The organism is Neisseria sp. 19428wB4_WF04 (assembly GCF_015235335.1).
GTDB classification, from domain to species: Bacteria; Pseudomonadota; Gammaproteobacteria; order Burkholderiales; family Neisseriaceae; genus Neisseria; species Neisseria musculi.
This window is the reverse complement of sequence record NZ_JADGLG010000001.1, coordinates 102,142-125,291: the sequence shown is the minus strand read 5'-3', so window position 1 is coordinate 125,291 and position 23,150 is coordinate 102,142. Positions and strand designations below refer to the sequence as shown.

The window sequence follows — 23,150 nt, the reverse complement described above, 5'->3', positions numbered from 1 at the left end:
TTGGAAAATATCTACTGAGCACCTTCACTTTGGCAATATTCTAAATAATTATTTTATAACAAAGAAAAATCCCACTGCCAATGCAATGGGATTCTATTACCAGACTTTCTTATCGCTTTTTACCGGTAACGGTAGCAACGGCCAAGTCGGCATGACGTTTCAGTGCAACACTTTGCACTCCATCAGGGAATTTAATATCCGACAAATGCAAGATATCGCCAGCTACTACATTACCGCAGTCGAGCTCCAAGGCTGCAGGAATATCTTTAGGCAAAGCTATCACTTCAACAGTAGTATTCAATAAAGAAACACGACCACCTTGCAGTTTAACAGCCTGCGAAGTTTCCGCGTTAATAATGTGCAAGGGTACACGGATGCGCAATGGCTTGGCAGCATCAACAACTTGGAAGTCAATATGTTGAACTTGCTGACGGAACGGATGCATTTGGAAATCACGCACGATAACGTCTTGAGTTTCACCGTTTAACGTCAGTTTAAGCAATGAAGTATGGAAAGATTCTTTTTCCAATGCATAATATACAGTTTTGTGATCCACAGAAATGGCAACCGGCTCCTGCCCTTCACCGTAAAGTACTGCAGGCGTTCGGCCTTCGCGACGCAGGCGGCGGCTCGCACCAGTGCCCTGGGCATCGCGAACAATAGCTTGAATTTCATATAACATAATTTAAAGTACTCCAAAATAAACAAAACAGTTGCCATCGGCCGCGACCAGCTTTAAGACAACATCGGATTAAGGCAGAAATACACTGCCTGCTGTCAACACATCTTCATTAAACAGATATGAAACAGATTCTTCATTACTGATGCGGCGTACGGTTTCTGCAAGCAGGCCGGCAATCGTTACTTGGCGAATGCGGTCGCAGCTGCGCGCAGCCTCAGACAAAGGAATAGTATCGGTTACCACAACTTGATCAATATCGGAAGAGGCGATGCGGGTTGCTGCCTCACCTGAAAACACGGGATGGGTAGCATAAGCCAACACACGTGAAGCACCGCGTTCCTTCAATGCAGAAGCAGCTTTACACAAAGTATTGGCCGTATCAATCATATCATCGATAATCAAGCAGGTTCTGCCTTGAATATCGCCAATAATATTCATAACTTCCGCCACATTGGCTTTCGGGCGGCGTTTGTCGATAATCGCCAAATCAACGTTCAACACTTTTGCCACCGCCCGCGCACGAACCACGCCGCCGATATCCGGGCTGACAACAGTCAGGTTCTCGATACGCTGCCGCTGGATATCGTTAATCAAAATCGGTGTAGCATAAATATTATCTACAGGAATATCAAAAAAACCCTGGATTTGGTCGGCATGCAAATCAACGGTCAATACGCGGTCGATACCGGCCGAATACAACATATTGGCTACCAATTTGGCCGAAATCGGCACACGCACCGAGCGCGGGCGGCGGTCTTGGCGGGCATAGCCGAAATAGGGAATAGCAGCGGTAATACGGCCTGCCGATGCGCGTTTGAGTGCGTCAGCCATAGTCAGCACTTCCATCAGGTTATCATTGGTCGGCGCACAAGTGGGCTGCAGAATAAACACATCGCGACCACGCACGTTTTCCAAAAGTTCGACTGCAACCTCGCCGTCTGAAAATTTACTGACTGAAGCGTTGCCTAAGGAAATATCCAAATGTTTTACCACTTTTTGAGCCAATTCGGGATTGGCATTGCCGGTAAACACCATCAAACTGTCGTATGCAGCCATATCTTCATCACCTGGGGTTGTATTGGATTTATGCTCGGAAAACATCACGCTTCCTTCCGCTTTGGCCTTGCAGCCGAAAGTCGATATTATACGCCCGGGCACCAAGCATTCAAAGCCCTTCCGCCTGCAATTATCGGTTTTCAGACGGCCTCACGCTTTCTCCCACAATATAAAAAGCGTGCGATAAACTCACACGCTTTTTTCCGGCTGGCTGGGGAGGAAGGATTCGAACCTTCGCATGCTGGAATCAAAATCCAGTGTCTTAACCACTTGACGACTCCCCAATTTGGGGCTGGCTGGGGAGGAAGGATTCGAACCTTCGCATGCTGGAATCAAAATCCAGTGTCTTAACCACTTGACGACTCCCCAACACAATAAAACTCTTTCTATATCTGCAACGGGTGTAGGGCAAGCCCTCTTATGCAATAAGCTTCATAGATTTTCGAAATCTGCTCGAAAACAGAAACGGCCTCTTCTTGGCTGTTAAAAGCGGCAAATAAGCAGGCACCGGAGCCTGTCATTAAGGTTTTTCCGAATTTTTCGAGCGCCGAATAGGCTGCCGAAACTTCGGAATATTCTTGAAAAACCACAGCCTGCATATCGTTTCTAAACGGTTGCAGCGATTGGAAAGAAGGTATTATGCTGGGTTCGGAATTTCGTGTCAAGCGTTCGTGAGAAAAAATCACTGCGGTGCTAATGTGTACGGGCGGCTTGACCACCACATACCATTGCTGCGGAATATCCAGTTCGGTCAGTTGCTCGCCTATGCCTTTGGCAAATGCATTTTTGCCGAAGATGAAAAACGGCACATCCGCTCCCAGTTGCAGGCCGGTATCCATCAATTGCTGCTGCGTCAAGGCGCACCGCCACAATTTATTCAACACCATCAGCACAGTCGCTGCATCGGAGCTGCCGCCGCCCAAGCCGCCTCCCATCGGAATCCGCTTTTCCAGCCAAATATCTGCACCGTTTCGGCCGTCTGAAAAAGGCTGCAACGCTGCGGCGGCACGGTAGGTTAAATCGGTTTCGGGCGGCACACCTTTGATTGGGGTGTGCAGCAGGATTTGCCCGTCATCGCGCAAAGCGATATAAACCGTGTCACACAGATCAATCAGGCAGAATATGCTTTCCAACTCATGGTAGCCGTCTGCACGGCGGCCGGTAATGCGCAAATCCAGATTGAGTTTGGCCGGAGCGGGATAGGCCTGCGCGGCGGCCGATACAGGTAATACCATAATACACCCTTAGCTGCGCGCCGCACATTGTGCGGGAGCATTGGTGGTGTTGGTTTTTTTCATTTGATCAAACACCAAACGCAGGCTTAACTTGGCACTTTCAAGCAATAATATTCGCGGCGTGCCGTTTTCATTCAGCGAACGCGAAATCGTCCATTCAAATTGCTGCAAACGGCCATCGGGCAAAATTTGGTAAGGGGCATTTTTAACCCATTGGCCGTTTGTCCAAATATGCAGGTATTGCACCGGCACGGGAAAGCCCAATAACTGCTCGCTCAATTCCCGCGCGCTAGCAGCCTGATATTTTTTTCCTTTATTATCAACGGCAAGCACACCTTGTCCATCTTGGCAGAGCTGGCCCAGCGTGTTGCCCAACGGGGTATTGACGTTGATGGTTTGAACTTGGTTTTGGTAAGTCCAGTCGAAATTGGCATATGAGCCTTTTTCATTCGCTTTCACCGCCAAACGGCCTTCGGCAGCGAAACTGTCAATATCGGATTGTGCGCGCCAGCCCTCTTTGCCGGCCGGGCGGGGTTGTGCGCAGGCAGCAAGCAGCAATGCGGCAACGCTGTATAAAATAAATTTGGGATGGTTGGTTTTCATGAGATACCCTATCGGTTGTTTTTTCAGACGGCCTCAAACAGCCTGCCGGCAATGATCGGCAACGCACTCAAATCTGAGCTTTAAGGTTTATAAAAGGCCGTCTGAAAATATCGGCCGCTTGCAAAATCCGAGCTTGCCCGTTTATTTCTTACGGTTGTTTTTCGGCCTGGCTGCCGGCAGTTTCACGCCCAAACGCTGCAAGGTTTTTTGCAGTACGGCATCATCCCCCCCCCTGCCCAAGCCTTCGCTCCATATTGTTTTGGCTTTTTCCTGCTGCCCCAGTTTCCACAATACTTCACCCAAGTGGGCGGCTACTTCGGGGTCGGGAAACTGGGCGTAGGCGTATTCGAGATACGGCAGTGCCGACTGCGCATCGCCTTTCAGATAGTATGCCCAACCCATACTGTCATTGATGGCAGCCGACTCCGGTTCTTGCTGGTAGGCCGCCTGAATCAGGCTGAAGGCCTCGTTTACATCATATTCGGGCAGGGCAAACATGGTGTAGCCCAAAGCATTCAAGCCGGCTGCATTATTCGGGTTCAATTTAAGATAGCGGCGCAAATCGGCCACGGCTTTTTCGGGCTGGCCGAGTTTGTCGGCATACAGCATGGCGCGTTGATAGAGAATATCGGGCAGGCGCTCCCGATAACCCGGCTGTTTTTCTGCATTGGCAGCCAAAACATTCAATTCGGCCAACGCTTCCTGCGGGTTGTTGTGTTTACTCAAGGCAAACAGATATACCCGCTGCACATCGCCCATACTGAAAAAGCGGCCTTGCTGCTCCGGCAGGCGCCGGGCTCGGCGCACTTCTGCCAATGCCCTGCTGCCGTTGCCCTGCTCGGCTTCAATCGAGGCTCTGAGCACGGTCTTATCAAACACATATTCAGGTGCGGTGATTTTATCTGCCCACGCTTTGGCCTGTTTGAAATCTTTTGCGTCAGCATAACGCATCGCGCCGATTACCGCAGCCCGGCTTTTCTGCTCGCTGGTGCCGATACGGTAGGCTTTTTCGAGATGGCTGCCCACCGTTGAAATGTTTTCTTCGCGGCTCACCGACAAAATGGCCGCCTGAATGTATAAATCGGCATTCGGGTTTTGGTTCAGTAAGGTTTGCAGGCGTTGGTATGCCTTGTCATTTTGGCCTTCGGCAATCAGGCTGCTGATTTCCATTTCCTGCCACACCGGCGATAGCTTGCCGGCATCGGTTTCGGTGAAAAAGCGCCGCAGGATTTTCGGGCTGTGCTGCGCTACCAAGCGCAGGGTAGCCTCGGTGGGCGGCAGAATTTCGGTATCGAGTTTGGCCAACCGCTGCAAAGCAGCCACGGCATCGCGCTCTTTATTGATTTGCGTGCTGAAAATCAAATCTGCAATAGCTGCTTCGGGCAAATCGGCATATTTTTTGGCGGCTTTATGCACGTCTTTACCAACCTTCCCCGCCAATGTGGGTTGTTGCACACTGATTTGCGACAGCAATAAGAAAATGCGCCTTGCCTGCTCTTCATCGGCATGCTTCAGAATTTCACCCAAATCTTTGCCGGTGTGATCTGTGTTACCGATCACCAAATCACGCGCCCAAGCCATGCGTTTTTGCGCATTGCCGGGTATGGGTTCGATTTCACGCCATTTGCGGTAAATCTGTTCCGCCTGCTGATAAGCGTTCAGCGAAACGGCCATCTCCATCGCCCGCTCGGCCACTTCAGGGCTTTTGGTGCGGTTGAGCATGACCAGATAAGTAGCCAGTGCCGTGCCGGGCTCGCCTTTCTGCAAAGCCATTTCACCGCCGAGCAAATTAAACATATCATTGGTACGCTCGACAATACCTGCCCGGCGTTCGTATTCCAAAGCCCGCTCTTCGGGCGGATAAAGGCTTTTTTTCGCAGCCTGCTGCACAGCCTGCTGCGGCTGTTTGGATGTTTCGCCCACGGCGTAGACGCTGCCGGCAAACAGCATCATCACCGCCAGCGCGGCAGAGTGGATTTCGGTTCGGCCAAAAAACATACACTTTCCTTAACAGCGGGTAACAGCGGCGCACTTTCAGACGGCCTATACCCCGATATACAAATGTGCAATACTTTATCACAAGCCCGCAGCTTTGTTGATATTGCATACCGCACTCTATCTGTGTAAAAGTGTGCAGGCCGTCTGAAAACAACAGCTAACACATCATGACCCCCGCCGAACTCACCCGTTTTTTCCGCCGCGCTGCCGCCTATCCCTCCGCAACCCGAAATCTGCGCAACGCCCTGATTGACGGCATTGAGATGCATGAAGCCGCCGTGTTGTTGGCCGTGGTGTTCCGCAAACGGCAATGGCAGGTTTTGCTCACCCGCAGAGCCGCCACCCTGCCCCACCACCCCGGCCAAGTTGCCTTTGCCGGCGGGCGGCGCGATGAGGGCGACATCGATCTCACCCATACTGCCTTGCGCGAAACCGCCGAAGAAACAGGCATCGCCGCCGGCTATTGGCAAACCTTTGAACCGCTGCCGCCTTATTTCACCCCATCAGGCTATACCGTTTCACCCGTGCCGGCATTGAGTATCACCAATCCGCCCGTTTATCCGAATATTGAAGAAGTAGAAGAGATTTTCTATCTGCCTTTGGATCTCGCTCTTGATAAAAGCCTTTACCGCAGCTGCAATTTCAGCCACAACGGCCAAACCGTTCCCACCCCTTTCCTGCCCTACCTTCATTACGATATTTGGGGCATGACGGCCATGATTCTTTATGATCTGGCAGAAAGATATGAGCTGCATAAAGGGCAGCGATGACACCATAACGGCAATCTTGATAAAGCCTGCCCTCTAGTTAATCGGCCCGGTTTCCATCGGCTTTAAAATGAGCATCGGCAATCTGCAGTCAATTGCAGTATAGCCGGTTCATTTTCAAATAATGACAATAAAGCAACGCCGTAACGGATTGTTAACCGGTGCACAAATTAAAAACCACAGGCCGTCTGAAATATTTTTTTCAGACGGCCTGTGGTTTTTATGAGCCGAACCGGTAAAACTCCGGTTTACGGCCGTTTGGCACCGTAGCCGCCGATCAGCTGCTTAGTGTTGTCGGCATTTTGCAGGCCGTAAGTGCCGCCGATTTCCGCAGCTTGTTCACCATAGAATTTGCCCAACAACCGGCCTGTCATCCGGTTATCTGCAGTAACGGCATCGCCTTTGAAGCTGTTGCTGTTGGCCGACCACGAAGCCGTGCCTTTCATATTGTAGCCGGAAGCGGCTTCCGAAACGCGCACGCCGTTGTTCAGGCTGTGAAACTGAGCGTTGCCGGTTTCAAAACGCAAGCCTTTTTTGGCAAAGTCGGCCACAGCTTTTACATCGGCAGTCAGTTGGCGGTCGGCCTTGCCGGCTTCAACCAAATAAGCCGTGGTGATGCCGGTATAAGTTGCCGTACCGCCGGTGGGCATGGCACTCACAGCAGTTTCATCGCCAATACTCTGATAGCCGTGGGCAATGCCGTTTTTCGGGTCGGTATAATGGGCAAAGGTTTGATAAATCCAGCCTGCTGCTGCGGGATCGTGCAGCACGATGCGGGTTCCGTCTGCAAATTGGACAATATAAACGCCATCGAATTTTTTATCGAACACCAAACCGTTTTTGTCTTTTTTGAAATATGCCAAAGCCGAAACCGCATCGGCAGTTGCTCCCGCCAAACCGCTGCGCAGCAAACGGTCATTATTATAGGCAGTTTCAATTTTATTCTTATCGGCCAATGCATCATCCCGCGCTTTTTGTGCTTCGGCCAATGCTTCTTCCTCAGCACCGCTTTTCTGTGCCTGAGCCAATGCTTTTTCGGCTGCTTCAAGCGTTTTCTTTGCCGCTTCCAGTTTTTTATAGTTTTCTACGATTCTGGCATCGACTGTGGATTTAACATTAGAGAAATGGGTATTGGGTTCGTCCCCTGTCTGCTCACTGATATCTTCTCTCGAATGGCCGCCTGAAAAAGCTTTGCTGATTGATGAATTAGGGGTGGCAAAACTTATCGTTGTTGCATCTCCTGCAGTATTTTTATTGGTAATAACTACACCATCCAGCTTGACAGGATCATTGGCGTTAAACTCCAGCGTGCGTATCAAACCGATTTGGTCGTCAATTAACGCAGGCTTACCGTCAACCCCGCGCAACTGCATATGCGGATTATGCTGCTGCGCGCCGGTGGAGGCGATAAATGCGGTATGCAGGGGCGTTGGCAGGTTCAAGGGTGCCAGGCTGTTGTTGTCGCTGATTTCAGATGCATCAACCGTGCCGTTACCGCCGGCAGAAGAACCGGCCGATGCGGCGGCCAGCGCATCCAATGCTGCCGCGAGTTTGTCTTTCTGTTCTTTGCTGATTAAAGATTTCTGGCTGTCGCTTAAGCGGTTGTAACTTTGCGCAGCCGCTTCTACCCTTTCCTTGTCTTCAAGTGTGGTTTCGGCAGGCGCATCCAACGCCTCAATCATATTCATGACATTGCGCGCTGCAACGGCGTTATCGACCAAATCGGCACTGGTCGAACCACCGCCCCCGCAGGCAGCCAAAACTGCGGCGCAAACAGCAGCAAGTGCAAGGTGTTTTACGGTTGTTTTCTTAGACATAACATCCCCTTAAGTTAATGGTTCTGCCGATAAAAAGGCATTTTCTTGAAAATTACAATTCATAACAAATTTAACAAATTGTAAATTAATGCCTGTTAAAATACAAATATCATTAACAAATACCGGCTTTCACCTTAACGGGTATCTCTATTTTGCAACATCGGGGGATGGGTTTTACGGCCTCGAAAAACACGGCAATGCCCTGTGTAAGCGGATTTTTTACCGTATAAACAACTTAAGGGGCTCGTTTTCAGCAGCAGGAAACCCGCAACCTCGATATTTTGGCGTGCAACCCTGAAAACAGAAAAAGGCCGCTAGCGGCCTTTCAGATATGTTCAAGCAGTGTATGTTCAAGCAGCGGCTTTGCGGCGGCGCAGCCTGCGGTAAACCGGCAGCAGCACCATAAAGCCCGACAGCATCCACAACGACAAGGTAATCGGGCCGTGGAACAGAATACCGATATCTCCCTGCGAAATCGACAAGGCGCGGCGCAGGCTGGATTCCATCAGCTCGCCCAACACATAACCCAAAATCAGTGCCGAAAGCGGAAAATTCAGTTTGCGCAACAGATAACCCAAAATGCCCAGCCCGATCATCAACACCAAATCAAACGTGGTGCTGTGAATGGCATACACGCCCACAAAACTTACCGCCGCAATGGCCGGAATCAAAATATAGTTGGGTATATTCAACAGCTTGGCAAAAAATCCCACCAGCGGGATATTCAACGCCAACAGAATAATGTTGCCGATAAACAGCGAGGCAATCAACCCCCACACGATATCGGGCTGCTCGCTGAAAAGCTGCGGGCCGGGGGTGATGTTGTAGAGCGTCAGCGCACCCATCATCACCGCCGTGGTGCCCGATCCCGGCACACCCAACGTGAGCATGGGGATAAACGAACCGCAGGCAGAAGCATTGTTGGCTGCTTCCGGTGCGGCAATACCGCGCAGATCGCCTTCGCCGAAAGTGCCGTTTTTACCGGCAATTTTTTTCTCGTTGGTGTACGTCATCGCGCTGGCAATGGTTGCCCCCGCGCCGGGCAGCACGCCGATAAAGAACCCGGCCGCGCCGCTGCGGATAATCGCGCCCATGCTGAACATCAGCTCTTTCAGGTTGAACAGCGCGCGTTTGCCCTGTGTCAGCGCTTTTTGTCCGTTTTCGGTGTGCTCGAGCATAATCAGAATTTCGCTGATGCTGAAAAAGCCGATAACGATGGTGGTGAACTGGATGCCGTCTGAAAGATTGACCGAACCGAAAGTGAAACGGTAAACGCCGGTAACCGCATCCATGCCGACCATGGCCAGCGCCAACCCGATTAAGGCCGAAACGGCGGTTTTAACGGGCTGGTCGCCCACCAGGCCGCTCAAACAGGTGATGGCAAACACCATCAGCACAAAATATTCGGCCGGGCCGAACGCAATCGCCCAATGCGCCAGCAGCGGTGCAAACAAAACCACGCCAACGGTGGCGATGGTGCTGCCGATAAACGAGCTGGCCGCAGAAAGTGAAAGCGCGATACCCGCCTTGCCCTGTTTGGCCAGCGGATAGCCGTCAAGCGTGGACATAATCGCCGCTGCATCACCCGGCACGTTAATCAAAATCGCCGAAATGCGCCCGCCGTATTCACAGCCCAAATACACCGCAGCCAGCAAGATCAGCGCCGATTCGGGCGGCAGCCCCAGCGCAAAGGCAAACGGCAGCAGCAACGCCACACCGTTAATCGGCCCCAGCCCCGGCAGCATACCCACAATGGTGCCGATAAACGCGCCTATCAACGCCAGCAGCAGGTTTTGCGGCAGCAAGGCCACCTGAAAGCCCGACATCAAATATTGCAGAATTTCCATTGATACCCACCTTTCAACCGAAAAAGCCCAAAGGCAGGGGCACATCCAAGGCCAAGTCGAACAGCGCGTAAAACAACGCGCCCAAAACCATGCCCGACACCGCGCAGGGCAGCGTGCGCCCGCCGAACAGCCTGCCGACACCAAACGCCATCAGCGCGGTGGCGAGCGGAAAACCCAACACTTCGAACAACGCCGCATAGGCACTCAAAAACACAATGCACAGGCCAACTTTTTTCAAAACAGCAGGGGTGTAACCCAAGTTGATGTGTCCGCCGCGCGGCCGCACCGCCAAAAACAGGCAGCACAGTGCCAACAGCGAAAGAACCAGCATCGGATAAGGGCGGGGGCCGAGAGGGTCGTAAGACACCGGCGCGGTATAGCCGAAAGCCAGGCAGAGCAAGCCTATCGCTGCCGAAAACAGCGCGGCAGAAAACAAACGTTCGATTTTCATCACAATACACTCCGTTTGCAGACAGAAAATAATGTTGTTTGCGGTTGTTTCAGACGGCCCGGGCGGCTCCGCTCAAGGCCGTCTGAAAAACAACCGCAAACAACGGCATCCCGGTTATCTCCGGGTTATTTGACCAACTCAAACTCTTCAGACAACGCGCGCATTTCTTTAGTGGACTGCTCAACATATTGTTTCAACTCGTCGCCGGTAAGCTCAAACGGCAGCAGGTCGCGCCGGCTGCGCAGCTCTGCGAATTTCGGGTCTTTGAGCATCGCGTCAAACTGGGTTTTCCACCAGCGATAAGATTCATCGCTCACTTTCGGCCCCATGTAATAGCCCCGGATAACCGGCCACTGCACATCGAAGCCCTGCTCTTTGGCAGTGGGAATATCTTTGAGCTTGCCCTGCAGACGCTCGGGCGAAAACACTGCCAGCACACGGATTTTGCCCGCCTCAATATGCGGTCCCATCTCGGCGATGCCCGCGCTGACCACATTGATATGGTTGCCCGACACGGCAGTTACCGCTTCGCCGCCGCCTTCCAGTGCAACATAAGCCATATCTTTCGGATTAACGCCGGCGGCTTTGGCCACCATTGCCGTTTGCAGCCAGTCTTGGCCCCCCACGCTGCCCCCTGCGCCGAAGCTGACCGATTTTGGATTCTTTTTCAGCGCATCAACCAAATCCTGCAGGCTTTTCAGCGGAGAATCGGCATTCACCGCCACCATGCCGTAGTCGGTGCCCACAGCCGCCAGCCAGCGCACGTCTTTTTCGGTGTATTGGCCGAACTTGCCTTGCGCCAGGTTCAGCAGCGAGCCGGTAGAAAACGCCACAATGGCATCGTTATTGGCAGGGTCGTTGGCCACGATTTTGTTATAGGCAACCGCGCCCACGCCGCCGGGCATATAGGTTACGCGCATCGGCTTGGCGAGCCGGCCGGTGTCTTTCAAACCGCTTTGCGCAAGTTTGCAGGTTAAATCGAAACCGCCGCCGGGCTTGGCGGGGGCAATACATTCCGGCTTGGCCGGCGCACCCGCTTGACCGCCGTCTTTCTTGCAGGCACCCAACGTTAAGGCTGCCGCAACCGACAAAGCCAATACGGTGTATTTTTTATGATTCATGGCAAATTTCTCCTTGATGGTTATATAAAAAGCCGCCACAGCAGCTTTAAAGGGGGGGGTGCGCACAAAAATTAAATGAGTCTTTGCGCTTTGTCAATATTGCCCAGCCACTGCAAACAAAATCATATCTATCGGCAATATTTGTTAGCAGCACGCTCGAACAGCAGTTGAAAAAAACGGCTGCGGCAAAGCTTCGTAAAAAACAAACAGCCGGTGGATATCGTGATGTTCAGACGGCCTGAGGCCGTCTGAAAACACACGCAACAGCGCCTGCGGTTCCACCTTTCAACCGAACCTGTTTTCCAGTCCCCACGGACAGGCCGGCGCTTGATTGCTGCCCGCTCGTGCAGTTTGCGGCGGCGTGCCTGCCGAAAAAAACAGAGATAAGCAGAAACCGCGCTGCTGTGCAAACATCGCAGGCAAACGGGTTTTCCCAAACCGACACCCCGATCTTGACACCCCGATCTTTCAGACGGCCTGCCCGTGTGTGCGGCTTGCAGGGCGGCCGGTTGATGTTTGATACCGGCTGCCGGCTTTCTTCAGCCGCGATTCTGGCGGATAATCCCTACGGTCGGGTCGATACGCCAACCTGTCGGGCGGGAGCCGACAGCGGCATGCGCCGTGTCCGGTAAACCGCCCCTGCGGGTTTGTCGGGCCGGGCTCTGCCAAAACGTTGGCGGCCTGCCGCAAAAGCATTCGGCGAAAGCCGCTTTTTAACTGAAATTGATTGAAATACTGTTTGAGGCCGTCTGAAAAATCTTTCGGGCGGCCGGCGGAAAATATTATGCAAACCCTGATCCAATCAGCCCTGCACAAGCTTCAATCTGAAAAACGGCAGGCCGTTGAAGCCTACTGCGCCCGGCGGCAGGTGCCGGTGTTTTTCGAACGCCACACCCAGGCTGTCGAGCGCGCGCTGGCGGTGTTGTGGACGGCACTTTTCTCCGATAACACGATGTGCCTGCTGGCCACCGGCGGTTTCGGGCGCGGCGAAATGTATCCTTATTCAGATGTGGATTTGGCGCTTGTGTCGCCCGAACCACTCACAGAAAAACAGCAGGAAAAAGCCGCAATCTTTGTGCAGGCGTTGTGGGATATGCAGCTGGCACCTGCCGTGAAAAGCGGCAGCGTGGAAGAATTGTGCGAAAGTGTATGCGAAGACATCACCGGCGATACCGCTTTTCTTGAGGCGCGTTTTCTGTTTGGCAACCATGATTTGGCCAAGCAGCTTTTGCAGCAACTAGACTTGCAGCGCGACACTTCTGCCTTTATCGAAGCCAAAATGCTGGAAATGCAGCAGCGGCACGCCAAATCGCAAGGTTCGGGCGCGCTGCTCGAGCCCAACATCAAAACCTGCCCCGGCGGCCTGCGCGACATCCACACCATGCTGTGGCTGGCGCGGGTGCAGGGCTTGGCTATGCCTTTAACCACGCTGATTTCGCAGGGTGTGGTCACCCGCCCCGAAGCCGTTATGCTGCTCAACAGCCATAAAAAACTGGCTGCCATCCGCATCGATCTGCATCTGGCGGCAGGCCGCAGTGAAGACAGGCTGATTTTCGACCTGCAAACCCAGGTGGCCGAAAACATGGGCTGGCACGATGACGAGCACCGTATCAAAAGCGAAAAGCTGATGCGTGTGTTTTACCGCGCCGGCAAAACGGTGATGCAGCTCAACGGGATATTGCTGCCGATGCTGCGCGGGCGCGTGTATTCGCAGGCCGGCCGCATCGTCTGCCGCATCGACGACGACTATTACCAAGTGGGCAACCAACTGGCGGTGTACGACAAAAAACTGTTTACCCGCCGCCCCGAGCATCTGTGGAAAGCAATCGGGATTCTGCAGACACGCAAAGACATTCTCACACTCGCCCCGAAAACCCTGCGCAACTGGTGGGCGGCTTCGCGCAAAATCAACCGCGCATTTTACGGCAACCCTGAAAACCGCCGCCGCTTCGCCGGTTTTTTCAAGCACGGCGAAGGGCTCACCCATGTGATGCGCTTTCTCAATCTCTACGGCGCGCTCGAACGCTATCTGCCGGCGTGGGGAAAAATCGTCGGCCTGCTCCAACACGACCTGTTCCACATCTACCCTGTTGACGACCACATCTTAACCGTGCTGCACAATATGCGCCGCCTGGCGATGGATTCGCGCAGCCACGAGCTGCCGTTTGCCTCGGCGCTGATGCACGCATTCGAAAAACAACATATTCTCTATCTGGCCGCCCTGTTTCACGACATTGCCAAAGGGCGCGGCGGCGACCATTCGATAGAAGGCGTTGCCGATGCCCGCCGCTTCGCTGCCGACCATTTTCTCAGCAAAGAAGAAAGCAGCCTTTTGGCCTGGCTGGTAGAAAACCATCTGCTGATGTCGGCAGTGGCGCAGAAAGAAGACATTCAAGACCCCGATGTTATCGACAGCTTCTGCGAGCGCGTGGAAACACAAGAGCGGTTAACTGCGCTTTACCTGCTGACCGTTGCCGACATACGCGGCACCAACCCGAAACTGTGGAACAGTTGGCGCGCCGGCCTGCTGGAAAACCTGTTTCACGCCGCCGCCCGCCGCCTGGCCGGCGAAAGCGGCAGCCGCACTATGGTTGTGGGCCGCCGCCGGCAGGGTGCGGCCGACCAGCTCACCCGCGCCGGCACGCCCGAAAAGCAGCAGCGCCAACTCTGGCAGGCGCTCGGCCCGGCCTATTTCGTGCGCCACGAACTGCGCGAAATCCTCTGGCACACCGCCAATCTCGTCCACCAAACCGAAGCCCCGCAGGTGCGCAGCCGCATTCTGCCCGACAGCGGCACGTTGGAAGTGATGGTGTTTATGCCCAATCAACCGCGCCTGTTTGCCCGCTTGTGCCGCATCTTCAGCCGCCACAGTTTCGATATTCTCGCCGCCCGCGCTTTTGTAACCGAGCACGGCTATATTCTCGACACCTTTATCGTGCAGCTGCCGCCCGGGCGCGCCGCCGCCGATTATCCCAACGTGCAGAGTGCGCTCGAAGCCGAAATCAACAACTTCATCCACGGCTGCGACACCACCGCCGGACACACCGCCTGCGGCATCCGCAGCCGCCGCAGCCGCCACCTGCCCATCGCCCCGGGCGTGCACCTGAGCGCCGAGCAGGATTCCCCGGGCTGGTACACGCTCGAAATCGTGGCCGCAAACCGCCCTTATCTGCTGGCCGATATTGCCGAAGTGCTCTCCGATCAGGAAATCAGCCTGCGCTACGCCAAAATCGCCACCCTCGATGAGCGCGTGGAAGACAGCTTTGTGCTGTTCAGCCCGCATCTGGAAAACCCGAAAAAACAGCTTGCCTTGAAGCAGGCACTGCTGGCGCAGTTATCGGCCTGAATGTGGGAGCCGAAGGGCTGTTTTTGCCGGGGTTAGACAAAATCTGTTCAGGCCGTCTGAAACCTTTCAGACGGCCTGAATGAATGCGCCCCGTTTCCGTTACGGCAGGGGTTGCGCCCGGCCCAAACAAAACGGTGTTGCCGCCGCATCGGCAGCAACGGAACCGGCTCCGCAATCTTTGCGCCGCCTGCGGTTTGCCGCCCTGCGCAAAAAACAAGGCAAACCCACATCACGGAAAGACCGGGCTTCGGAAAAACCGTTCAGGCCGTCTGAAAGTTTTCAGACGGCCTGAACGAATCCGCTTCATTTCTGTTGCGGCACGGTGCGCTCGGCTCAAAACGAACGGCCTTGCCGCCGAACCGCGGGCCCCATGCTCTTTATACTGCCTGCGGTTGCTGCCCCGCCGAAAATAAAGCAAATCCACGGTAACCGGCAAATAAACGGTTTCAGTTTTATCAACCGGCTCCCCAAGTTTTCAGACGGCCTGTGCCGTTAATCGGCCCAATGCTTTTTCTTGGAAGTTTTGCCGATGCCGGGATTGAAACTGTTGGTGGGGTCGAGTTTGCGGTAAAACTGCTTGAGCGCGGGTTGGGCTTCGTATAGGTGGCCGACATTGTGTTCGGCGGGGTATTGTGCGCCGCGTTGGTCGAGCAGGCGCAGCATTTCGTGTTCCAATGCCTGGCAGTCGTGGCCTTTTTTCACGATGTAGTCTTGGTGGAACACGTGGCACATAAAGTGGCCGTAATAGAGTTTGTGGCTGATTTTATTGTCGATTTCAGGCGGGAGTTGCTCAAACCAATCGTTATCGTTGCGGCGCAGGGCGATATCGAGGGCAACGATGTCTTCCACTTCTTTGCTGTGTACGGCGCGGTAGCGCACGGCGGCGGAAGCAACGGCAAAGCGGTGCAGCATGGCGGCTTGGGTTTCTTCGGGGCTGCACTCGAAATAAGCGCCTGATTTTCCGTTGAAATAGTCTTTCAGAAAGGCGCGCGCTTCTTCCACGCCTGCGCCGCCCATTTTCAGAATCAGATGGTGTTCGAAGCGGTTGCGGTAGTCGCGCAGGGATTGCGGCAGGTGTTCGGGCAGATATTTGCCGGCAAACTGCAGGGCTTTGTCGCTGAAATGGGTGGGCAGAATGCCGATCTTTTTGCCGAAGCGGTCGATTTTGGCTTTGAAGGCAAACAGTTGCGGCAGGCGGTGGGTGCCGAATTTTTTGATTGTCCAAAAGGTGTCTTTGCCGTATACCGCCGCTATATCGAAAGCATCGCGGTGGATATACTCGCCGGAAACGGGCAGGTTTTCGAATTCGGCCAGCACGGCGCGGCGGATGGCGGTAAGCTCTTCGGTGCGGTTGGTGCCGATATAGAACACGGCGGTGTGTTTTTCGAGAGGAAAGGTGTCCAGGCGCACGGCAAACACCATCAGTTTGCCCGCGCAGCCCGAGGCTTCGTAGTGGCGCGCCGGGTCGGCATTGAAGCGGGCGGCACTGGGTTCGTCAATCTGGCGCACATGGTTGCAGTAGGCATGGTCGTGGCCTTTGCCGGCATCGGGCGTGATGTCTTTCTGCTGATAATGATGGCCTTGCAGGTTGGTGAGGATTTCTTCGGGCGTGCTGCCCAAATCGATGCCCAAATGGTTGATAAGATGCAGTTCGCCGTTTTCGTCTAATTGGGCAAACAGCGCCATTTCGGTGTAGGCCGGCCCGCGCTGCACCAGCGCGCCGCCGGAGTTGTTGCACACACCGCCGAGCACCGATGCGCCGATACACGATGAGCCGATAACCGAGTGCGGCTCGCGCCCTAAGGGCTTAAGCAGCAGCTCGAGCTGGTTGAGCGTGGCACCGGGCAGGCAGACGACTTGTTCGTTGTTGTTGATGGGGCGGATGATGTTCATGCGCAGGGTGTTAACAATCACGATGTCGCGGTCGTAACCGTTGCCGTCCGGCGTGGATCCGCCGGTGAGGCCGGTATTGGCGGCCTGCGTGAGCACAATAACGTCAGCCGCCACGCAGGCTTGCAGAACTTTCCACTGTTCCAGCAGCGTGCCCGGCCGCACCACGGCCAGCGCGCGGCCTTCGCCGAAGCGGTAGCCTTGGCGGTAGGGTTCGGTTTGGGCGGGATCGGTGATAATGTGGGGCGTGCCGACAATGTCGGTTAAGGTTTGCAGTAGTTGTGTGGCAGTCATGGCGGCGGGCTTTCCGGGGGATTGAAAATGGCAAGTTTGCAGTTTTTTTGGGGTTGGGTCAAATAGGGTTTTGAAACCTTTCGTTGAATGCGTTGAAACAGCCGAAAGGCCGTCTGAAAACCGGTTGCGGGCTTTCAGACGGCCTGTTTTCAATATTTCAATAAATGTTGTGCCTCAGCGTTTGCCATCCTGCCGCCAAACCTGCCACAGCAGCAAACCGGCGGCGGCGAAGATGCGGTGTTTCCAGCTTAAGGGCAGCAGCAGGCTTTTCCAAAGCAGGCTTTGCGGGGGCGCATTGTCGGCCAGACTGAGAACCGTATTGAACCCGGTGTCGATCATGTTTTTCCGTTCCCGCGCCCGCTGCATTTTCAAACGTGCGGCGGTGATTTTCAAGCGCGCCAGCTCGGCCTGCATTGCTAACAGTTTACGCTCTTCATTTTTGGAGGCCATCGCTTTTTCCTTCCTTGTTCTGCACCATGCCGCGCAGACAGGCAATATCCTGCTGCATCTCGCGCAATGTGGCGGCCACTTGTGTGTTTTTGTTTTTCCACGATGAAAGCGACCATGCGGCCAAAACTGCAATTGCCAACAGGCTGCAGACAGACAAGCCGAAAAACACCCAGATTTTGGCTTCGTTGCTCAAAACGTGGTTCAACCCCAACAGCAGGCTGATCATGCCGAACGCAAACAATGCGCCCATCAGCACCACGGCGGCAAAAATCCTCACAATTACGGCAGCTTGGCCGCCCACATCCAGTTGCAGCATACGCAGGCGCAGCAGAAATAAATCTACGCCCCGGTTCAGCAATACTTGGAAATGGTCGATGCGTTGTTTCAAGTTCATGGCTGTCTCTTTGGTGGTTGCAGGCCGGCCGCAATGCCTGCCGGTGAATGGAGAATAACACAAAAAGGCCGTCTGAAAAGGTTTCAGACGGCCTCGGCTGCTGTGTTAGCGGCGGTTGAGCAATACGCCCACCACCAAGCCGGCCAAGGCGGCAAAACCCATCGCATAATAGGGTTTTTCCTGTACCAGCTCATCGGCTTGTTTGGCAGTATGCTTCACTTTGCGGGCGGCCTGCTCTTCAAAATCATACAGCTTGGTTTTGGCCGCGCTCAATTTGTCTTGCAGTTTGGCTTTCAGGGCTTTGGCTTCTTCGCTGCCGCTTTCCACGCCCTCTTGGTATAACTCTTCTACATCATTGAGTACGGAGCGGATTTCTTTCATCAATGCTTCTTTTTGCTGCTCAAAATCGTGTTTCATAAAGCCTCCTTGCAGGTTTTCGGTTAAAAAAGGGTTACAGCGTAATCCCATATAAGGCTGAAATACATATATTCAACAGTATATAGCGAAATTGCCGGCTGCTTTAAAAAAATGGGCTTTCCGCCCATTCCGCCGTGCGCGGTTTATCCCGCTGTTTAAAAGGTGTATAGTTTAAAAGGTGTATAGTAGTATCGGACAAGCCGTCTGAAAACTTTTTCATTTTACTTTAAAGAAAAGATAAAACAGCTTCCCAACCTCAACAGGAGATGAATCATGACTCAAACCGTACAAGGCTATGCAGCCCATTCGCACGACACCCCGCTAGAGCCTTTCAGCTTCGAACGCCGCGATCCGCGCCCGGACGATGTGGTGATCGATATTCTTTACACCGGTGTGTGCCACAGCGATTTGCACACCGCCCGCAACGACTGGGGCTTTACCACTTATCCCGTGGTTCCCGGCCACGAAATCGTCGGCCGCGTAACCGCCGTGGGCAGCGGAGTGGATAAATTCAAAGTGGGTGATTTGGTGGGTGTAGGCTGTTTGGTCGACAGCTGTCGCGAATGCGAACCGTGCCGCAACCATTTGGAGCAATATTGCGACAACGGTTTTGTCGCCACTTACGACTCCACCGACAAACACGACGGCCTGCGCACCTACGGCGGTTACTCGAAAAGCATCACCGTGAGTGATGCTTTCGTGCTTAAAGTGCCCGAAAACCTCGACACCAAAGCCGTGCCGCCGATTTTATGCGCCGGCATTACCACATGGTCGCCGCTGCGCCGTTGGAAAGTGGGCAAAGGCAGCAAAGTGGCGGTGGTCGGCCTCGGCGGTTTGGGGCATATGGCCATCAAACTCGCGCACGCTTTGGGTGCGGAAGTGAGCCTGTTTTCCCGCAGCCCCGGCAAGGCCGATGATGCCTACCGTTTGGGCGCCGACAAGGTGATTTTGTCCACCGACAACGCACAAATGCAGGCTGCCGCCAACCAGTTTGATTTGATTATCGACACCGTGCCTTACGAACACGATGTCAACCCCTATATGCCAACGCTGAAACTCGATGGCACATTGGTGTTTGTCGGCCTGGTGGGCGACATCACCCCCGCGCTTTCCACCATTCCGATGCTTTTCAAACGCCGCAACGTGGCCGGTTCGCTGATTGGCGGTCTGAAAGAAACGCAGGAGCTGCTCGACTTCTGCGGCGAGCATAACATTGTCTCCGATATTGAAGTGATTGATATGAAAGATATTAACGAAGCCTACGAGCGTATGCTGAAAAGCGATGTGAAATACCGTTTTGTAATCGATATGGCCACGTTGTAAGTTTTGCTTTGGTTTAATCGAAAGGCCGTCTGAATGTTTTTCAGACGGCCTGAATCTTTGCAAAAACATTTTCAGGCCGCCTGAAAGTGCTTTTTTAAACTGATTGGCTATCAAGCTCCGGTTAAATCGGCAAAGTCAAGCCGAATAAAAACCCCTTGCAAAAGCTGCAAGGGGTTGGCGGATACCAATACGGTTATTTGACGCGCATATCGCCGGTTTCAACGAAACGCTGGTGCCATGAGAGGGCTTCCAACAGCAAATGCGGTGTGTGCAGGCCGCCGGCTTTTTCGGCGCGGTCGAAATAATCGTTTAATTGGTCACGATATTCGGGATGGGCGCAGTTGTTGATAATCAGCTTCGCGCGCCGGCGCGGTGATTTGCCGCGCAGATCGGCCATGCCTTGCTCGGTTACGATAAACATCACATCGTGCTCGGTGTGGTCGTGGTGGGAAACCATCGGCACGATGCAGGAAATCGCACCGTCTTTGGCCACCGAGGGCGACACAAAAAACGAGAAGAAGGCATTGCGGGTGAAATCGCCCGAGCCGCCTATGCCGTTCATCATTTTGGTGCCCATCACATGGGTGGAGTTCACGTTGCCGTAAATATCGGCTTCAATCATGGCGTTCATGCCGATGATGCCCAAGCGGCGGATAACTTCGGGGTTGTTGGTGTATTCCATCGGGCGCAAAATGATTTTGTCGCGCAGAAATTCGATGTTGTCGTTAAAGCGTTGCAGCGCATCGGGGCTGAACGAGAGGGCTGTGGCGGAAGCCGATTTCATTTTGCCGGCGATAATCAAATCGAGCATACCGTCCTGCAGCACTTCGGTATAACCGGTCAGATCATCAAACGGGGCATCCAAGAGACCGGCCAATACGGCATTGGCCACATTGCCTACGCCGGATTGCAGCGGCAGCAGGTTTTTCGGCAGGCGGCCGGCTTTGACTTCATGCGAGAAGAAATCGATGATTTGCGCAGCGATACGTTTGGAGTTTTCATCTGGATCGGCGAATTTGCTGTTGCGGTCGCCGCTCTCGGTGAGCACTACGGCAACGATTTTATCGGTATCGCATTCCAAATAAGGCGAGCCGATGCGGTCGAACGGGCCGGTAATCGGAATGGGTTTGCGGTGCGGCGGCACGCCGATGTCGTATGCAATATCGTGCATACCCTCGAGCTTGGCATTTTGGGCGGCATTCACCTCCACAATCACTTTCTTGGCCGCTTTGACCGCCTCATTCATATGGCCGATGCCCATGGCGGGAATGATTTTCCCATCGGCAGAAATGCCCGCTGCCTCAATCACGGCAACATCGAAATCCCCATAAAAACCCTGGCGCATCTGCTGTTCCACATGCGATAAGTGCATATCTTGATAGGCGGTGTTGCCGGCGTTGATGCTGTTGCGGATGCCGGGGTCGGATTGGAACGGGTTGCGGAAGCTCACGCAGTTTGCCGCAGCCAACACCCCATCGCACTCGGGAGCGGTGGAAGCCCCGGTAATCATACTGATGGCAAACGCTTCGCTGCGGGCATGGGCGGCTTTGGCACGCTCTGCGATGGCGGTGGGCAATGCTTTGGGGTAGCCGGCACCGGTAAAACCACTGACGGCAACGGTCATGCCGTTGTGTATAAATTCAGCGGCTTGCTCGGCCGGCATGATTTTGGCGCGCAGGCCTTCGTGTTGTACGCGTTCTGCTGCATGGGCAGTCATGGGCATCTCCTCTTGGAAATGGAAACCGCTTTCCCGGTTATCCGGAGCGGTTCCGTTAAACATTCAATAATATGGCGCTTGAAAAAACGGCAGCCATGTAGTGCGGCGTAGCCGGCTCATTGAGCAATATATAGCAAAGGTTTTACTGTGTAAAGAAGGCTTCAGCCGCCGGCCGAAAGAGGCTGAAAACCCATTGAAATGAAATCATAAAATGCCGGCGGGGGAGATTGCGCAAAAATGCCGGGAGACAGCGGACACCCTTCATTTCCGTTACCAGGCCGTCTGAAAGTTTTCAGACGGCCTTTCGTTTAACCCTGCCCTTACCCCTGCCCTGCCTGGCAGATTTTCACCCGACAGCCCTGCCTTGCCGAGATGAAACGCGTCTATCCGCAGGCCGGGGGCCGGCTCCCGCGCCCGAGTGTTTCCAATGCCTGTTTGACCTCGGCGGTTTCTTTCAATGTGCGGATGCGCGAAAACCACTCTCCGGCTTGGGGGTAAACGTGTTTCATCATGCCCAGCCATTGTTTCAGACGGGCAACGGGATATTTGCTGCCGGCTGCTTTGGCGGTGCACAAATCGAAAAACAGCCGAATCCAGCCGGCGATTTCGGTGAAATCTGCTTCCTGTGCGCTGCCGTTTTGCCCGTATTGCTTAATCTGCCGCGCCAAATCAGGGCGCATCACTGCGCCGCGGCCGAGCATAACGCTTGTGCAGCCGCTCACGGTGGTAATGTCGAGATAGTCTTGCAGGGTAAACACATCGCCGTTGGCGGTAACGGGCACGCTGACGCTGTTGCGGATTTTTCTTATCCATTCCCAATGCGCGGGCGGTTCGTAGCCTTCTGTTTTGGTGCGGGCGTGTACGGTGAGGCCGCAGGCACCGCCTTCGGCAATGGCCTGTGCGCATTCGATGGTGCGGGTTTTGTCTTCGAAACCCAAACGCATTTTGGCAGTGAGCGGGATATGTGCAGGCAGGCGCTCGCGCAGGGTGCACACGATGTGGTAAATCAGTTCGGGCTCTTTCAGCAGCACCGCGCCGCCTTTGTGTTTGTTGACGGTGGGGGCGGGGCAGCCGAAATTGAGGTCGATTTTGCCGGCGCCGAAACGCACGGCTTCTAAGGCATTTACCGCCATATTGGCGGCATCGCTGCCTAAAAGCTGCACGGTGCAGGGCACGCCGGCGGGCGTGAGATTGCGGTTGGCCATTTCGGGGGCGTATTTCAGCCAGGTGGGTCGGGAGTGGACGGTGTGTGTGATGCGCACAAATTCGCTCACGCATTCATCGAAACCGCCGATGCGGGTTAATAGGTCGCGCATCACGTCATCAATCAAGCCCTGCATGGGCGCGAGAATCAGCTGCATAGAGATTGGCCGTCTGAAAAAATGCATTGTATAGTAAACGGCCCGGGATAATACAGCATTGCCGGGTGCGGGCTTTAAAGACAATGCTTGCGCAACTGCGGATGCGGCAACAAAACTGTTGTTGTGTTTGCTCGTTTTGGCTTGGCGGCCTTGTTTCATTCTGTGTTGTTTTACCGCCATGCGGAAAAACCTGCAGCGGGTTTGAACATAAAGGCGGCGGCCCTGACTTGCCGCATTTTCCGTTCCGCTGCCTTGAGTTTGTTTGGACGGATTCACGATGAGTGTTTTCAGACGGCCTGAGGCCTTTGCAAAACTCATTCAGGCCGTCTGAAATATTCAACCATCGTCATTCCTGTGCAGGCGGGAATCCGGTCATTTTTT

20 protein-coding genes and 2 tRNA genes are annotated in these 23,150 nt (G+C 54.0%); 4 read left to right on the top strand and 18 right to left on the bottom strand.

The window, feature by feature from the left end; genetic code table 11:
* Positions 1 to 109 precede the first annotated feature (109 nt).
* The 7 genes from IR141_RS00545 to IR141_RS00515 form a co-directional block, all read right to left on the bottom strand.
* Complete coding sequence (locus IR141_RS00545) at positions 110 to 682, bottom strand: 50S ribosomal protein L25/general stress protein Ctc (RefSeq protein ID WP_135033731.1); 573 nt, start codon at positions 680 to 682, stop codon at positions 110 to 112.
* A 69-nt stretch (positions 683 to 751) separates the two neighbouring features.
* Positions 752 to 1,738 (bottom strand): ribose-phosphate pyrophosphokinase, encoded by a 987-nt coding sequence (locus IR141_RS00540; protein WP_135033764.1) that lies wholly within the window; start codon positions 1,736 to 1,738, stop codon positions 752 to 754.
* 208 nt (positions 1,739 to 1,946) lie between these two features.
* A tRNA-Gln gene (locus IR141_RS00535) sits at positions 1,947 to 2,022 on the bottom strand.
* Positions 2,023 to 2,031: 9 nt separating this feature from the next.
* Positions 2,032 to 2,107 (bottom strand) — tRNA-Gln (locus IR141_RS00530).
* A gap of 17 nt (positions 2,108 to 2,124) precedes the next feature.
* Positions 2,125 to 2,973: a 4-(cytidine 5'-diphospho)-2-C-methyl-D-erythritol kinase gene (gene ispE / locus IR141_RS00525; protein WP_135033729.1), complete on the bottom strand. Its 849-nt coding sequence runs from the start codon at positions 2,971 to 2,973 to the stop codon at positions 2,125 to 2,127.
* Positions 2,974 to 2,982: 9 nt separating this feature from the next.
* Complete coding sequence (lolB, locus tag IR141_RS00520) at positions 2,983 to 3,576, bottom strand: lipoprotein insertase outer membrane protein LolB (RefSeq protein WP_135033727.1); 594 nt, start codon at positions 3,574 to 3,576, stop codon at positions 2,983 to 2,985.
* Between the two features lie 141 nt (positions 3,577 to 3,717).
* Positions 3,718 to 5,574 carry a tetratricopeptide repeat protein gene (locus tag IR141_RS00515; protein WP_135033725.1) on the bottom strand — a complete coding sequence of 619 codons (1,857 nt, stop codon included), beginning with the start codon at positions 5,572 to 5,574 and terminating at the stop codon, positions 3,718 to 3,720.
* A gap of 167 nt (positions 5,575 to 5,741) precedes the next feature.
* On the opposite strand from IR141_RS00515, the gene IR141_RS00510 reads away from it, so the two are divergent.
* The gene (locus IR141_RS00510; protein ID WP_135033724.1) at positions 5,742 to 6,344 is read left to right on the top strand and encodes a CoA pyrophosphatase; all 603 of its coding nucleotides are present in this window, start codon (positions 5,742 to 5,744) and stop codon (positions 6,342 to 6,344) included.
* A 245-nt stretch (positions 6,345 to 6,589) separates the two neighbouring features.
* Here IR141_RS00510 and IR141_RS00505 read toward each other — a convergent pair whose 3' ends face one another.
* The 4 genes from IR141_RS00505 to IR141_RS00490 form a co-directional block, all read right to left on the bottom strand.
* The gene (locus IR141_RS00505; RefSeq protein WP_228068090.1) at positions 6,590 to 8,158 is read right to left on the bottom strand and encodes a transferrin-binding protein-like solute binding protein; all 1,569 of its coding nucleotides are present in this window, start codon (positions 8,156 to 8,158) and stop codon (positions 6,590 to 6,592) included.
* A 350-nt stretch (positions 8,159 to 8,508) separates the two neighbouring features.
* The gene (locus IR141_RS00500) at positions 8,509 to 10,005 is read right to left on the bottom strand and encodes a tripartite tricarboxylate transporter permease (protein ID WP_135033722.1); all 1,497 of its coding nucleotides are present in this window, start codon (positions 10,003 to 10,005) and stop codon (positions 8,509 to 8,511) included.
* 13 nt (positions 10,006 to 10,018) lie between these two features.
* A complete protein-coding gene (locus IR141_RS00495; RefSeq protein ID WP_135033762.1) occupies positions 10,019 to 10,456 on the bottom strand; it encodes a tripartite tricarboxylate transporter TctB family protein in 438 nt (145 codons plus the stop codon).
* 125 nt (positions 10,457 to 10,581) lie between these two features.
* Positions 10,582 to 11,577: a tripartite tricarboxylate transporter substrate binding protein gene (locus IR141_RS00490; protein WP_135033721.1), complete on the bottom strand. Its 996-nt coding sequence runs from the start codon at positions 11,575 to 11,577 to the stop codon at positions 10,582 to 10,584.
* 784 nt (positions 11,578 to 12,361) lie between these two features.
* Between IR141_RS00490 and glnD the strand changes: the two genes are divergently transcribed.
* Entirely contained in the window at positions 12,362 to 14,923 is a 2,562-nt protein-coding gene (gene glnD / locus IR141_RS00485; RefSeq protein ID WP_135033720.1) for a [protein-PII] uridylyltransferase, read from the top strand.
* Positions 14,924 to 15,002: 79 nt separating this feature from the next.
* Positions 15,003 to 15,215 carry a hypothetical protein gene (locus tag IR141_RS00480; protein WP_135033719.1) on the top strand — a complete coding sequence of 71 codons (213 nt, stop codon included), beginning with the start codon at positions 15,003 to 15,005 and terminating at the stop codon, positions 15,213 to 15,215.
* A gap of 200 nt (positions 15,216 to 15,415) precedes the next feature.
* Here IR141_RS00480 and dld read toward each other — a convergent pair whose 3' ends face one another.
* From dld to IR141_RS00460, 4 genes are all read right to left on the bottom strand, one after another.
* Positions 15,416 to 17,107 (bottom strand): D-lactate dehydrogenase, encoded by a 1,692-nt coding sequence (gene dld, locus IR141_RS00475; protein ID WP_135033718.1) that lies wholly within the window; start codon positions 17,105 to 17,107, stop codon positions 15,416 to 15,418.
* 174 nt (positions 17,108 to 17,281) lie between these two features.
* Positions 17,282 to 17,557 (bottom strand): hypothetical protein, encoded by a 276-nt coding sequence (locus IR141_RS00470; protein WP_135033717.1) that lies wholly within the window; start codon positions 17,555 to 17,557, stop codon positions 17,282 to 17,284.
* Positions 17,541 to 17,951, bottom strand: a complete 411-nt coding sequence (locus IR141_RS00465) for a phage holin family protein (RefSeq protein WP_135033716.1) — start codon at positions 17,949 to 17,951, stop codon at positions 17,541 to 17,543. Before IR141_RS00465 ends, IR141_RS00470 begins: the two co-directional genes overlap by 17 nt.
* 105 nt (positions 17,952 to 18,056) lie before the next feature.
* Positions 18,057 to 18,368, bottom strand: a complete 312-nt coding sequence (locus IR141_RS00460) for a YqjD family protein (RefSeq protein WP_135033715.1) — start codon at positions 18,366 to 18,368, stop codon at positions 18,057 to 18,059.
* Positions 18,369 to 18,641: 273 nt separating this feature from the next.
* Here IR141_RS00460 and IR141_RS00455 point away from each other — a divergent pair, with 273 nt between their 5' ends.
* Complete coding sequence (locus IR141_RS00455) at positions 18,642 to 19,691, top strand: NAD(P)-dependent alcohol dehydrogenase (RefSeq protein WP_135033714.1); 1,050 nt, start codon at positions 18,642 to 18,644, stop codon at positions 19,689 to 19,691.
* A 193-nt stretch (positions 19,692 to 19,884) separates the two neighbouring features.
* Here IR141_RS00455 and IR141_RS00450 read toward each other — a convergent pair whose 3' ends face one another.
* The 3 genes from IR141_RS00450 to IR141_RS00440 form a co-directional block, all read right to left on the bottom strand.
* On the bottom strand, positions 19,885 to 21,408 hold the full coding sequence (locus IR141_RS00450; RefSeq protein WP_135033712.1) for an acetyl-CoA hydrolase/transferase family protein: 1,524 nt from the start codon (positions 21,406 to 21,408) through the stop codon (positions 19,885 to 19,887).
* A gap of 383 nt (positions 21,409 to 21,791) precedes the next feature.
* On the bottom strand, positions 21,792 to 22,769 hold the full coding sequence (locus IR141_RS00445) for a tRNA-dihydrouridine synthase (RefSeq protein WP_135033710.1): 978 nt from the start codon (positions 22,767 to 22,769) through the stop codon (positions 21,792 to 21,794).
* Positions 22,732 to 23,109 (bottom strand): hypothetical protein, encoded by a 378-nt coding sequence (locus tag IR141_RS00440; RefSeq protein WP_135033708.1) that lies wholly within the window; start codon positions 23,107 to 23,109, stop codon positions 22,732 to 22,734. The genes IR141_RS00445 and IR141_RS00440 overlap by 38 nt, the downstream gene beginning before the upstream one ends.
* Positions 23,110 to 23,150 lie beyond the last annotated feature (41 nt).

Excerpts from the sequence above, each read along its gene's own strand:
- IR141_RS00545 (WP_135033731.1), bottom strand. The coding sequence starts at position 682 with ATGTTATATGAAATTCAAGCTATTGTTCGCGATGCCCAGGGCACTGGT.
- IR141_RS00540 (WP_135033764.1), bottom strand. The coding sequence starts at position 1,738 with ATGGCTGCATACGACAGTTTGATGGTGTTTACCGGCAATGCCAATCCC.
- ispE (WP_135033729.1), bottom strand. The coding sequence starts at position 2,973 with ATGGTATTACCTGTATCGGCCGCCGCGCAGGCCTATCCCGCTCCGGCC.
- lolB (WP_135033727.1), bottom strand. The coding sequence starts at position 3,576 with ATGAAAACCAACCATCCCAAATTTATTTTATACAGCGTTGCCGCATTG.
- IR141_RS00515 (WP_135033725.1), bottom strand. The coding sequence starts at position 5,574 with ATGTTTTTTGGCCGAACCGAAATCCACTCTGCCGCGCTGGCGGTGATG.
- IR141_RS00510 (WP_135033724.1), top strand. The coding sequence starts at position 5,742 with ATGACCCCCGCCGAACTCACCCGTTTTTTCCGCCGCGCTGCCGCCTAT.
- IR141_RS00505 (WP_228068090.1), bottom strand. The coding sequence starts at position 8,158 with ATGTCTAAGAAAACAACCGTAAAACACCTTGCACTTGCTGCTGTTTGC.
- IR141_RS00500 (WP_135033722.1), bottom strand. The coding sequence starts at position 10,005 with ATGGAAATTCTGCAATATTTGATGTCGGGCTTTCAGGTGGCCTTGCTG.
- IR141_RS00495 (WP_135033762.1), bottom strand. The coding sequence starts at position 10,456 with ATGAAAATCGAACGTTTGTTTTCTGCCGCGCTGTTTTCGGCAGCGATA.
- IR141_RS00490 (WP_135033721.1), bottom strand. The coding sequence starts at position 11,577 with ATGAATCATAAAAAATACACCGTATTGGCTTTGTCGGTTGCGGCAGCC.
- glnD (WP_135033720.1), top strand. The coding sequence starts at position 12,362 with ATGCAAACCCTGATCCAATCAGCCCTGCACAAGCTTCAATCTGAAAAA.
- IR141_RS00480 (WP_135033719.1), top strand. The coding sequence starts at position 15,003 with ATGAATGCGCCCCGTTTCCGTTACGGCAGGGGTTGCGCCCGGCCCAAA.
- dld (WP_135033718.1), bottom strand. The coding sequence starts at position 17,107 with ATGACTGCCACACAACTACTGCAAACCTTAACCGACATTGTCGGCACG.
- IR141_RS00470 (WP_135033717.1), bottom strand. The coding sequence starts at position 17,557 with ATGGCCTCCAAAAATGAAGAGCGTAAACTGTTAGCAATGCAGGCCGAG.
- IR141_RS00465 (WP_135033716.1), bottom strand. The coding sequence starts at position 17,951 with ATGAACTTGAAACAACGCATCGACCATTTCCAAGTATTGCTGAACCGG.
- IR141_RS00460 (WP_135033715.1), bottom strand. The coding sequence starts at position 18,368 with ATGAAACACGATTTTGAGCAGCAAAAAGAAGCATTGATGAAAGAAATC.
- IR141_RS00455 (WP_135033714.1), top strand. The coding sequence starts at position 18,642 with ATGACTCAAACCGTACAAGGCTATGCAGCCCATTCGCACGACACCCCG.
- IR141_RS00450 (WP_135033712.1), bottom strand. The coding sequence starts at position 21,408 with ATGACTGCCCATGCAGCAGAACGCGTACAACACGAAGGCCTGCGCGCC.
- IR141_RS00445 (WP_135033710.1), bottom strand. The coding sequence starts at position 22,769 with ATGCAGCTGATTCTCGCGCCCATGCAGGGCTTGATTGATGACGTGATG.